General features: G+C 51.3%; 8 protein-coding genes. 7 read left to right on the forward strand and 1 reads right to left on the reverse strand.

Annotated elements, in window-relative coordinates:
* Positions 1-71: 71 nt before the first annotated feature.
* The 6 genes from AC23NW_RS29505 (at position 72) to AC23NW_RS29530 (ending at position 9,463) form a co-directional block, all read left to right on the forward strand.
* Positions 72-407 (forward strand): STAS domain-containing protein, encoded by a 336-nt coding sequence (locus AC23NW_RS29505; RefSeq protein ID WP_487454105.1) that lies wholly within the window; start codon positions 72-74, stop codon positions 405-407.
* A 5-nt stretch (positions 408-412) separates the two neighbouring features.
* Positions 413-2,536 carry a glycogen debranching protein GlgX gene (glgX, locus tag AC23NW_RS29510; RefSeq protein WP_487454107.1) on the forward strand — a complete coding sequence of 708 codons (2,124 nt, stop codon included), beginning with the start codon at positions 413-415 and terminating at the stop codon, positions 2,534-2,536.
* Between the two features lie 112 nt (positions 2,537-2,648).
* A complete protein-coding gene (locus AC23NW_RS29515; protein ID WP_293844480.1) occupies positions 2,649-2,963 on the forward strand; it encodes an STAS domain-containing protein in 315 nt (104 codons plus the stop codon).
* Between the two features lie 71 nt (positions 2,964-3,034).
* Positions 3,035-3,466 carry an ATP-binding protein gene (locus AC23NW_RS29520; protein WP_293844477.1) on the forward strand — a complete coding sequence of 144 codons (432 nt, stop codon included), beginning with the start codon at positions 3,035-3,037 and terminating at the stop codon, positions 3,464-3,466.
* 74 nt (positions 3,467-3,540) lie between these two features.
* Positions 3,541-6,720, forward strand: a complete 3,180-nt coding sequence (locus AC23NW_RS29525) for a WD40 repeat domain-containing protein (RefSeq protein WP_487454110.1) — start codon at positions 3,541-3,543, stop codon at positions 6,718-6,720.
* Positions 6,721-6,751: 31 nt separating this feature from the next.
* On the forward strand, positions 6,752-9,463 hold the full coding sequence (locus AC23NW_RS29530) for a TonB-dependent receptor plug domain-containing protein (RefSeq protein WP_487454112.1): 2,712 nt from the start codon (positions 6,752-6,754) through the stop codon (positions 9,461-9,463).
* On the opposite strand, the gene AC23NW_RS29535 is transcribed toward AC23NW_RS29530, so the two are convergent.
* Positions 9,453-10,163, reverse strand: coding sequence for a GNAT family protein (locus AC23NW_RS29535; RefSeq protein WP_487454114.1), 711 nt, complete (start codon positions 10,161-10,163; stop codon positions 9,453-9,455). The genes AC23NW_RS29530 and AC23NW_RS29535 overlap by 11 nt on opposite strands.
* Before the next feature lie 256 nt (positions 10,164-10,419).
* On the opposite strand from AC23NW_RS29535, the gene AC23NW_RS29540 reads away from it, so the two are divergent.
* The gene (locus tag AC23NW_RS29540; RefSeq protein ID WP_487454115.1) at positions 10,420-13,221 is read left to right on the forward strand and encodes a hypothetical protein; all 2,802 of its coding nucleotides are present in this window, start codon (positions 10,420-10,422) and stop codon (positions 13,219-13,221) included.
* Positions 13,222-13,361 lie beyond the last annotated feature (140 nt).

Below are 13,361 nucleotides of genomic sequence, written 5' to 3' on the forward strand. Positions count from 1 at the left end.
TTACGTCGCGATGGTGTCCGGAGGTTTCCGGGCACCATGCTGTTAACACAAAACACCAAACCGAATCGAGCATGAACGTTACATCAAAAACGGTACAGGACATAACGGTTATTGAAGCAGAAGGCAGTATTGACAGCAAAACCGCCGGCGACTTTGAGCGCGGCGCGATGGGCCCCATTCAGGGGCAAAATGCTGTCATTCTGGACATTTCTAAAGTCGACTTTCTGTCGAGCGCGGGCCTGCGGGTACTGCTCATGATCTACCGCCAGATTAAGTCACGCAACGGAAAAGTAGTATTGGTGGGTGCCTCCGAAGAGATTCAGGACATCATGGCCAATACCGGTTTTCTGGCTTTTTTCATTTTAGTCGATACACTGGACGAAGGCATCGCTGCCCTTAAATCATAATGCCCATGGAAGATAGCCGGATAGATTATTACCCCACCCATGAGCTGAACGGCATTAAGTTCCGACGGGGGCATGTCCTGCCGTTCGGGGCGTCGATGGTCTCAAACGGTGTCAACTTCAGTGTATATTCCAGCGCCGCCACCTCGTGTACGCTGGTTTTGTTTGACCGGGGCGAAGCAAAACCTTTTGCCGAAATTCCGTTTCCCGACGAATTCCGGATCGGCAACGTGTATTCCATGATCGTTTTTGATCTGGACTACGAACGGCTGGAATACGGCTACCGCATGGACGGTCCGTTTAATCCGGCGGCCGGGTACCGCTTCGACAAGACCAAAATCCTGAGCGATCCGTATGCCAAGGTAATCGGCGGCCGCGATATGTGGCTGGCCAAACCAAACTGGGACGACATTTACCCGTACCGCTCGCGGCTGGCGTTCGAGGATTTCGACTGGGAAGGCGATCACCCGCTCGAAACCCCGGCCGAAGACCTGATTATCTACGAAATGCACGTGCGCGGCTTCACCCAGCACCCGTCATCGGGGGTTAAGAACCGTGGTACGTTCAGTGCCATCAAGAGCAAGATTCCGTACCTCAAGGGACTGGGCATCAATAGCATCGAACTCCTGCCGGTCTACGAATTTGACGAGTGGGAACACAGCCGCGAAAGCCCCGTAACCGGTGAGACACTGGTCAACTACTGGGGCTACAGCACCGTCAACTTCTTCTCGCCCAAGGCCGGTTATGCGGCTACCGGGAAATTCGGGATGCAGGTCGATGAGCTGAAAACACTCATTAAGGAACTACACAAAAACGGCATCGAAGTGATCCTCGACGTGGTATTTAACCACACGGCCGAGGGCGATCACCGGGGCCATACGATCTCCTTCAGGGGGATCGACAACAAGACGTATTACATGCTCACGCCGGAGGGATATTATTTTAACTTCTCGGGTACGGGCAACACCCTGAACTGTAACCACCCGGTGGTGCGGAACATGGTACTCGACTGCCTCCGGTACTGGGCGTCGGAATACCACATCGACGGTTTCCGCTTCGACTTAGCCGCGATTCTGGGGCGGGATATGGACGGACGGCCGCTGAGCAATCCGCCCCTGCTCGAGTCGCTGGCGTTTGACCCGATTCTGGCCAAGTGCAAGCTTATTGCCGAGGCCTGGGATGCGGGTGGTTTATATCAGGTAGGGTCATTTCCGGCGTATGGGCGTTGGGCAGAGTGGAACGGGAAATACCGGGATAACGTACGAAAATTCCTCAAAAGTGATGCCGGCGAAGTCGGGCCGATGGCCCAGCGCATCATGGGTTCTCCGGACCTCTACTACCACCGGGGACCTGCGGCCAGCATCAACTTTATCTGCTGCCACGACGGGTTTACGCTATACGATATGTTCGCCTACAATGAAAAACACAACGAAGCCAACGGGGAAAATAACAACGACGGTGCCAACGACAACAACTCCTGGAATTGTGGCTGGGAGGGCGAAACCGATGACCCTGCCATTAACCGGCTGCGCCACAAACAGGTAAAAAATGCGCTGACAATCCTGATGGTCAGCCAGGGGATTCCGATGATTCTGATGGGGGATGAAGTAGGCCGGACGCAGAAAGGCAACAACAATACCTACTGTCAGGACAATGACCTGAACTGGCTCGACTGGTCGCTGCTCGACAAGAATGCTGACCTGTACAATTACTCCCAGCGGATTATCCGGTTCCGGCACCTGCACCCGGTACTGCGCAGTCCGAAGCACTTCCAGCACTGGGATTATGTAGGCAGTGGTTTCCCGGACATCAGTTTCCACGGCACCAAAGCGTGGCGCTGCGACTGGTCGACCTCGAGCCGGGCCTTTGCATTTATGCTTTGCGGGTTCCATGCCAAACAGGGTGCCGTTACCGACAACATGGTCTACGTGGCCATGAACATGTACTGGGAAACGCTGCACTTCCAGTTGCCGGAGCTGCCCGAAAACCAGAAATGGCACTTGTTTGCGAATACGGACATGCCGTCGCCGGAAGACATTTTTGATCCCGGCCGCGAGCCGCTGCTCGACGATCAGCAAAACTTCCTGGTGGGCGCCCGCAGCGTGGTTGTCCTCGTCGGCAAACCCGTTTAACAACTGAGAAGAATACCGGTATACCACCTGAAAACAGCATGCTGCCATGAACCAGGTACTATCCCGTCGCTATGTAAGATCAATTCCATTAACCAATAAACTGAGCAACACAATGAGTTTTCACATACTAGCCGAAGCCAAAAAAATTGCCAAAATTACCCTCGCCGGAGAACTGGACTCGCTGTCGGCCAGAGAGTTTCAGCGCGAAATCGAAAAGGTAGCCGCCGAAGGCCCTGACGAGCTGATTCTCTTCGTTGAGAACCTGACCTTTATCTCCTCTGCGGGATTGCGTGTTCTTATTTTCGCCAAGCAGAAAATCGGTACCAACTTAGCTATTTACATTGTGAAGCCACAGGACAACATCGTGGACACCCTCGAAAAAACCGGTCTCCAGCATAGCGTCAACATTGTCGACAAATACATGTAGTCGGGCGCTTCCGGCCGCGCCTGTCTGCCGGAATCCGGTCGTAGTGCCTCACCGTTTTCAACGTATGCTTTATGGAAAACCAAACCTTTCCGGCGACACTCGACTCACTGGATGACCTCAGGGATCTGGTTCGGGACAAGGCCCTCCGCGCCAATCTCGACAAGAAAAAAACCTACAAACTGATGCTGGCCCTCGACGAAATCGCGACCAACATCATCCTCTACGGCTATGAACAGGCCGGAAAGGAAGGCGTGCTGGATGTAATTACCGAGCTGACCGGCGACCACCTCAAAATTGTGGTGGAAGACGATGCCGAACCGTTTGACCCGTTGCAGAAAGACCTGCCGGGCGAGACAGATTTCAGTAAACCGCTCGAAGAACGGCCAATCGGCGGTATGGGTATTTTCCTGACTGTCAACGGCGTGGATTCGTTTCAGTATGAGTATGTCAATAACCGGAACCGGAACATTTTTATCATGAACATTCAGGGCACAGACGCCTGATTTACACCTGAGTACATGCGTTAATGAGCATTACCATACGCTCTTGTACTGAACAGGTAGCTGAAAAGTGAACGATGGTACAAGTCAGTAATACAAGTGCGGTCACCAATCCGTTTCCCGGACTCAGGAGCTTCGAATTCGAAGACGCCCACTTGTTCTATGGCCGGGATAATCAGATCCGGGAATTGCGTGAGCGGCTCACCAATTCCCGGTTTCTGGCTATTATCGGTTCCTCTGGCAGCGGTAAATCGTCACTGGTAAAAGCAGGGCTGCTGCCGGGGCTGATTGCCGGCCACGACAGCAGTGCGCCGCATACCGACTGGCAGATTGTTTTCTTTAATCCGGAAGCAACCCCGATACAGAGCCTGGCAACGGCCCTGTTTCAGTCGTTCAGCCAGCGGAACCATCCGTTTGCCACCAGCTCCTCGCCGGAAGCCATTGAACAGCTGCTCGAAACGGATCTGGAAGCAGTTATTTCGCTTTGCCGCGACCATAACCTGCTTGTCGTGATTGACCAGTTTGAGGAACTGTTCCGCTACCAGACCAATACGGATGAGGCCCACCGGAAAACCGCCCGGTTCATCGACATTATCCTGTCGTTCAGCCGGCAGTCAGTCTGCTCGGCCTACGTGGTGCTGACCATGCGCTCCGATTACGTCGACCACTGTACCAACTATGAGGGGCTGACCGAAGCGATCAACCATGGGTACTATGTTCTGCCCAAGATGAATCAGGACGAAATCCGGGAGGTCATCACCAAACCCATCGAAGCCCGGCAGGCAACCATCAGCCCGCAGCTTACCGGGCGGCTGCTCGACGATACCGGGAAAAATCCGGATCTACTCCCCGTGCTGCAACATGCGCTCATGCGTACCTGGGCCTACTGGAACCGGACAGCTACTGCCAGTCAGGCGATTGATCTGATTCATTACGAAGCCATCGGCACCATGAGTCAGGCGATTTCGCTGCATGCCGAAGAGATTTTTAACAGTTTCCCGACCGAAAAGAGCAAACTGGCAACCGAGAAGTTTTTTAAATCGCTGATCTCGGTAGGCTCCGACGACCGGATTGTGGTTAACCCGACCACGCTCTCAACCATCCGGATCATTACCGGACAGCCGGATTTTCTGTTGTTTGATGTCGTTGACCGTTTCCGGGCGCGGGATGTTGCCTTTTTTACGCCGCTGGCCGGTGTACCTGTCGACATCCATACCACCATCGGCATGTCTATGGAACGGATTACGCGGCTCTGGGACCGGCTGCGGGACTGGTGTCAGCAGGAAATTGATTCGGCAAAACTCTACAAGGAACTTGCCCGTTCGGCGGCCCAGTATGAAGCCGGCGAAACCGGCCCGCTGATGAATCCTGAACTTCAGATAGCTCTGAAGTGGCTCCGTGAACAAAAACCGACCGAAGAATGGGCACGCCGCCATGATTTTTTCTTTGAACGCGCCCTGAATTACCTTGAGTTCAGCCGCCGGAAATACGAATTCGAAGTCGAAAACCGCGAAAAACGCCAGCGTCAGGAAATCACCCGGAGCCGGATTCTGGCCGGACTCGGCATCAGCCTGGCCATTATTGCCATTGTGGCGTCTATTTACCTGATCATGATCACAGCAACGGCCAAGAGCGCCGAGAAGCAGGCCATTGATCAGAGTGCCCTTGCTCTTGAACAAAAACAACTTGCCGACGAACAACGGCGCGAAGCAACCACCCAGAGCCGGATCGCCCGGCAACTATGGGAAATTGCGAATCAGGAAAAGGAACTGAAAGAACAGCAGACCGAAGTTGCCACGGCACAGACCAAACTCGCAAACGAACAGCGCGGAAAGGCCGTTGTGGCCCAGCGTGAAGCGGAAAGTGCCCGGAATGCCTCGGATCGCCTGCGCGAAATTGCCCAGAACGCCGAAAAACTGGCCCGCGACAATGCGGATGCTGCAAAGAAAGCGGCTACCGTGGCCCGCAACGCCGAACAGCAGGCTAAAACTTCTGAGCAATCCGCCATTTCGAACGCAAAAGAAGCCAACCGGCTCCGTATGCTGGCGGTGGCCCAGTCGCTGGCCATTCAGTCGCTTCAGATGCCGGAATCGAATCAGGATGATCTGCCCAAACTGCTGGCCCTGGAAGCCTACCGCCTGAATCTGGACAACGGCGGCTCCCGCAATTCACCCGATATTTTTTCGGCTCTGCTGAAAGCAGCGGATGAACGGTATGTACTGGAAGGGCATAAAGACAATGTCCGCGCCGTGGCCATTGACCCGGACAAACCGCAGATTGCTTCCGGCAGCGACGACGGAACCGTCCGGATCTGGGATCTGGCCACCCGCAAAACGACCCGCATCCTGCAACCGGCCAAACGGACAACCGGCGGTTTCCGGGCCGTTGCTTTTTCAAAAGATGACCGGTTTGTCTTTGCCGGTAGCCAGGAAGGGCAGATTTACAGCTGGGACCTGAGCAAACCCAAGGGCCTGACAGTCCTTCGGGCGCATACCGCGCCCGTTCTGGCGTTTATTCCCTTCCGCGACGGAACCGAGCTGTTGTCGGTCAGTACCAACGGCCTGATCCGGGTCTGGAAACAAACGGCTGCGGGTCTGGATTCGCTGAGCAGCATTGCCGCGGGTATCCCGATTCTGTCGGCCAGGCTGGCTCCGGACGGGCAGCACCTGCTCTGTGGCTCTACCAACGGCACAGTAGCGCTGATCAACATGGCCGATATGAAACAGGAAGCCCGGTATACCAAACCCATTGACCTGTCGGGGCGGATTACGGCCCTTGCCTTTAGCCCCGACGGAAAAAGCCTGCTGACGGGGAACGGCGACGGGGCCGTGGTCCTGTTCGGTTATTCCGGCAACAGCCTCAGTGCAAGCGGTTACCGCTTGCCGGGCGGGCCGACCTCGGCTGTCACCGGCACCGCTTTTTCGCCCGATGGCAAACTGATCGTGTCGACCAGTTACGACGGATCGCTCCGGATCTGGAATGTGCAGGAGGCCCGGCAACGACAGGCCGCCCAACCCATCAACGTCAACGATTACGGCAACTGGATCATGAGCCTCGGCTACGCAAACGACGGCAACACCGTCTTGTTTTCGGGAGCCGATAAAACAATCTGGGGCCTGAATACCAGCATCAGCGATCTGGTCGAGACCGTATCAAAATCGGTAAAACGCCAGCTGACGCCCGATGAACGGACCAAATATGTAGGCAACGACGGCATCCGGCCTGTTCAGGTACCGGCCCCGTTAAATTCAAAATAAAGGAGGGAAACGTATGTGGCGAATGATACAGATGATACGTTTAATTCTGACCGGATTATTGGTAAGTACCGCGTTACAGACCATGGGTCAGGGATGCGGTGAATATAAAATCAAGGAAGCGCAGGATTTCTATACTAAGGGAAATTTTAACCGGGTATTTGCCCTGCTGAATCCCTGTCTGGAAACCAACGGGTTCGAAGATGCAAATAAAGCACTCGCCTACAGGCTCCTGTCGCTCACGTACTTGGCCATGGATTCGACCCAGCGTGCCACGCAGGCCATTGAGCAGATGCTGGTCTATAACCCGACCTATGAGCCGGAAAACGAGCTGCTGCTCCCCTACCGCTTCATCAGTCTGGTCAACGGCATCCGGCAAAGCCAGGCGCGGGTCGTACAGGTCACCTCGGTTTCCAAGAAGCCCGAAGACCTCTATAAGGCACCGGCTACGGCCATTGTTATTTCCGAAGACGATATCCGGCAGCGCGGCTATACCGATCTGGAAGCCATGTTCAGCGACCTGCCGGGCTTCGACGTATCGCGGAGTTATGGCCTGACCTACTCCAACATTTACCAGCGCGGTTACCGTTCCGACAATACGGAGCGTACGCTGTTCATGATCAACGGCATCGAGGAAAATGATTTCTGGAGCAACATCGTTTACTGGTCGACCCAGATTCCGGTTTCCAATGTGAAGCGGGTTGAGATCGTGTACGGGCCCTCCTCCACCATCTACGGTGCAAACGCCTTTCTGGGTGTTGTTAACGTGATTACCAAAGGCCCGAAAGACTTGCTGCCGGGCAACAAAAAAACGGCCGTAATTGCCGACATGGGCTACGGTTCGTATAACACCCGGTATGCCGACGTAACCGCCGCAACGCGGGTTGGCAGCATGGCCTTTACCATAACGGGCAGAGGCTATTTTTCGAATCTTCAGGACCTGTCCGGTTATCAGGAATACGATTTTAATCCGGCCGATTACAATCAGGTGAATTATGCCGGTCTGCTCAGAATCGGCTCGAAGGGTGCCTACTACGCCAATAAATACGGCCTCACGGACGGAACCAGCCATGCGCCCTATTACGCCCTCAACGGCAACGCGCTCGAATTAACGCCGGCCGGTGTGGCTGCTGCCCGTGATTTTGATCAGAAAGCGCTTCAGCAGACTGTCAGTGGTAATCCCATCGGCTACTCCAATCTGCTGAAAGCCTTTTACATCCGTTCCAGCCTGACGTTCAATGATGTAACGCTGGGATTTCAGCTTTGGAACCTTGAAGAAGGCACGCTTAATTCGGCAAATGATAACTCGCGGGCCGGTGCCAAAAACGGTAATCTCTGGAAACCAAAGCAAACGCTGGTCTATGCGGTATACAACAAGGAAATTATCAAAGACAAGCTGTCGCTGATCAATACTACGCAGTACCGCGTTGATGAAGTCAATGAACAGTCGCGGGCCGTTACGCTCAAAAACTACAGTAATGCCAGCCTGCTGTACCCGTTTGCGCAGGCGAACCCGACGATAAACGCCGATACCGTTCCGGCGCTCGTGCGGCTTGGCTACAACCTATCCCGCAGCACAAACCCGTATTGGGAAACCCAGTACTTTTACCAGCATTCGAATCAGTTCCGGAATGAACTCCGGCTGATTGCTTCGCCCGTGCGCCAGCTCGATCTGGTAGGCGGTATCGAAACCCGGAGCAGCATCATGCAGGGTGATTACAAGCAGATTACGATTAATTACACGCTGGCGGCTCCGATTGATACCAGCGCGAAGGATTACGGCCGCAGTTCACTCGATAACACGGCGGGCGGCAACTCGTTTGAATATTTCAACATGGGGGCTTTTTTCCAGGGCACCTACACCATGAACCCGCAATGGGCGCTGACGGTTGGCGGCCGGTATGACTTTGCCCGCATCCGGGAAAGCGGCGGTTACGGCAGTGAACTCAACCCGCGTGTGGCCCTGACCTATACGCCCGGCCGGTTTGCATTTAAGGCCATCTATGCCAAGGCGTTTCAGGATGCATCGAGCCGCGACCGCTATGCCATCAGTTCGACACGGCTGAAAAACAACCCGACATTACGCCCAGACCGAATCGACAACCTTGAGCTGGCGGTAAACTACAACTCCCCGAACCGCTATCAGGTCGGTGTGACGGCCTATTACGAAAACTGCCGGAACATTGTCGAAGAAGTGTCTGTCCCTTACCTGACGGGCCGGACCCTGCAAAAACAGAATACCGGAACGGCCGATATCTATGGTATTCAGGCTGTTGCCGACTACCAGCTATCAGAACGCTTCCGGTTTTATGCAAACTACAGCTATACGAATGCTTTTCGTGGGGTAACAACAACCAATGCGGCGGGCGAATACGTAAAAACGCAATTGCAGGTGGGAGATATCGCCAAACATCACCTCAATGCAGGGGCTAACGGACGGTTTCTGGCCGATAAACTAAACATTAACGTACGGTTCAACTATGTGGGTAAGCGGCCGGTGGGTCCGGGCACGTCAGTGCCGGGGAATACAAAACAGCCGGGCGGGTATTTTCCGGCGTATACGCTGGTGAATGCGACGATCAGCTACCGGATTTTGCCGTTTGCGCAGGCGCAGCTGATTCTGAACAACGCCCTCAACGAAGTGTACGCTGATCCGGGCACGCGGTCGGCCAACGGAACGACGCAGGCATATCGCACTCCTCAGAAAGGACGGAATGCGATGCTAAGGCTCATGATCAGTCTGTAAGACGGCTCTGAAAGGGAGTTGTCAGCCAGAAAAACACAATCCGGTCGCCGGCCTGCTCATTGATACCCAGCGACTTGAGAAACAGCCGCTCTTTATCCGGCGCATTGCTCAGGTTTTCCTGTTCAAAATCGCTGTAGCGCTGTGGCAATGAGGTATTGAACGTAAAAGGATGTTCACCATCCTGCCGGTTAATGCCTAAATCATGCTTAAGCTGGTGGGCAATCAGACGGCCGTTTTCAGTAAACGATCCGTTTTCAAATGGTTCCATATACGGGCAGACCTTACGATAGGCACGTAATGCATACGGATTTGATGTGATGGCATAAAGTAATAAACGGGAATCATCAGCCAGAATCCGGCTGCAAAAAAACTGAGTTGCAAACTGGATTAGTTTCTGTAAAACGCCGCTGTTGCGATAGTCGAGATCCGTTACGGCATAACCATTGTAAATAGCCGTAAATTTTTCATCACGAATTAAAAATGACGTGCGGTTTTTAAAACTAAAAAAAAGTATGCCAACAATTTTGTCTTGATCCCGGGCAACAAACGCTGTGTCATTGACAAGGTAAATCCGGTCAATCAGCTCGGCAACATTTTTGTAGCTCTGGCGAATCAGATCATATAACCTAAGCTTAAGGGTTGAATTATGCTGAAATACCTCATTTTCGTAACAGTCAAACGTTAAATATATGTCAGTCATAGTGTCCATCTTGCTTTATCATAGATACGTTAACTAATATTACTATAAATATAATATTTTAAGTCAATAGTTACAGTCATTTATAGAGTATACCATACTATTTCAGTATATATTTACTGTCAGACTATTTTTAAACCAACGTATTGATGCATTGATGGTATCGGGCAAACGCATAGAGGCTCTTTTCAGTTTAAAATCAGGAGAATCGCAGACGGTTTTTCTCCTGATCAGTTATTCGTTTGTTATTAGTGTCGGTTTGTATATTTATTACACCGCAGCCACAACACTTTTCTTAAGTAATTTCAGTAACAAAGACCTTCCGGTTGCCTATATTGCAGGAGGTATTCTTGTCTTTCTGATCGGTAAAAGTAACCTCTACATCCAGAGTAAAATACTATACTCTACCCTGTCAAAATGGTTAGTCATTGGTCTGACAATTGTAGCCGGTCTGCTGCTCTATTCTTACTTTATTTTCCAGAATAAATGGATTGTATTCGCTCTGTTTCTCTTAATTCGTGCCAACCTGTTTGTTTTCAGTTTTACGTTCTGGATTGCGGCTTCTAAAATCTTTAATCTGGAGCAGGCAAAACGGTTATTCGGGTTGTTGGGAACAGGAGAAGTCGTTGCCTCAACCATTGCTAATTTTCTGGTCAGTTACCTGGTCAGCCACAAACTTCTGACCGTCGAAGGCTTGCTGGTCATTGCCATTGGCTGCATTGCCGCCTCGATCTTTTTTTATGCGGTTATTCAGCAGAAATACAGTCAGTTACTGGCCTTCAGAAAAGCGCCGGTCGCTGAAGGGGCGGCCTCCGCAGGCAGTATTTTCACCCGGCAAACCAGCCAGTATCACCTCTTTGTGTACCTGCTGGCCGCACTCCCCATTGTCTGCCTTTATCTGATAGAATACATCTTTTCGGTTGACAGTAAAGCGCAGTATACGGACAAGGAGCAGCTGGCGGCCTTTATCGGGCAGTTTCTGTTCACCTGCTCAATTATCGAACTGATTATCAAATCCTTTCTCTACCAGTTTATTACCAATCTGTTCGGCGTTTCGTCCAGCCTGATTGTGCTGCCGGTTGCCCTGCTGATTATTGCCGTGGCCATATTGCTGCTGTATACTGCTGACATTAATATTTTCTTTCTGGTACTGATGAGCCGGTTTTTTATTACCTCGGTCAGGCGTTCGTTCAGTGACACCTCTTTTCAGCTATTATACCAGCCCCTGCCACATACCGAAAGCATTCATCTTCAGAACCTTGTCGAAATTTACATCAAGCCGCTGGGGTATATTTTTGCCGGCGGAAGCCTGATTTTTCTGACATCTTCCGGCTTTAAAAACAGTACGGATGTCTTTTCATTACTGCTCATTTACCTGGTTGTCTGGCTGGTAATTGCCTATCTGATGCGCAACGAGTACAAGGAAAAAATCATCAGCTTTCTGGCAAACCGCACTCCGTTATTAACCAGTATACCGGCTCTGGCAATCAAGCCTGTCACGGGTGAACCCACTGCCGGCCGGTCGCAGGCGGATGTGAATGAGCTCGTCAAACTGGCCGGATCACCACTTGCAGCAGACCGGCTACAGGCAGCCCGGCAACTCCGGAGTTACCGGCTCATTAAAACAGATAAGCTGATTATCAATTTGTTAAATGACCCGTCGGAAGCCGTGAGGCAACCGGCCATTGTGGCTGCCGCTAATACCACAAAACCGGAAGTCTGGGAGCATGTGATCCCTAACCTTTTCATCGATGCCTGCCATCAGACGGCTCACGAGGCACTGAGCCGGATCGGCGAACCGGTTCTGCCGTTACTCGGGCGTTGCTTCAATGATAAATCCCTGAAAACAAATGACCTGACAGCTCTGATTCAGGTGATCACAACAATCGGTGGCTTGCGGGCAATTCACATTCTGCGTAAGCTTATGGAAGGACAGCCTGCCGGCATCAGGCTGCAGCTTTACCGCTCCCTTCTACAGCTTGGCTATCAGGCAACTATTCGTGAACGCTCCTTACTACTGAATGATATTGACGGCATGATCAACCGCTATCTCCGGACACTATCGGCTGAATTAATCCTCAGCCAGCCGGCTGATCATTCGTTTTCGCTGCTGATAAAAGCGATTACGCTGGAACGGGAAGAAACCTTGGACGGGCTGCTGATTTTACTATCCCTTTATTACAATGACGACAAGTTTTTATACGTAAAGGAGTTGATTCAGCAAAAAAATAAGCAAAGCCGTGGCTACCTGAATGAAATATTAAATCTGCTGATTTCGGAAGAACTCAAAGCAAAACTTCTTCCCTTGTTCGAAGATGCTACAAAAGAAGAAATACTGACCAGACTTGAGCCCTATTTTCCGCAGCAAACCGTATCCGTTACCGATTGCCTGTTTGATCTGGCTAACCGGAGTGATCAGGAAGTTCACCTGATTACAAAGGCACTGGCCATAAAACAAATGCACCAGTTCAGCGACGATAACGTCATGCTTACCTATGCCACCTATGCAGCCTCAAAACATAAAATTATTTCGGAGCTTTGTCTGTATAGTCTATACTTATTTCAGCCCGAAAAATTCAATAGTTTTTACAGGTATTTTTCAGATAATAAGCAGCAAGTTCATATAGCTATTTGTAACGATATTATCAGTAATTCTTCTACCCATTTACTGGAAGTATGTAAAGTAGAATCTCTATTACAGACAGATGTATTTCCTGATAAATATCTTGATAAACTTTATCATATTTCGGCCAATATGGAAGCAGCGATACTGGCTTCTGATACGCATGTATACACCAATACGATAAAGCAGAATCATCCTGATTTTTCAGGCATTATCCTCACCAAAGGCCGGTTGCAGCTTACTCCCATAAATAATGATTTCTTTTTTATGGACGCGCCTAATTATTATCTGTATACCGATACGATAACGGATATGAAAGCAATCGGGAATTGTGCTATCTATTACATCTGTATGACGGATACCCGTGTTGCCGGTTCGTATGATTTTTCCGGTTATCAGCCGGTAGCCAGCATGCCTAATCCGGAATTACAGTCATGATTAGTCTGGTCTCATCTATCAAAAAACAGTTTACAAAGACCCAAAGCAGTCTAACAGCATTTGGGCTACGACTGCTATGTGTTTTGTTGCCCGGTTATCTGCCGGCACAAATAGAAAAAGGGTTACCGTTTACGGAAGTT

This window comes from Arsenicibacter sp. R0_47 (assembly GCF_057652235.1).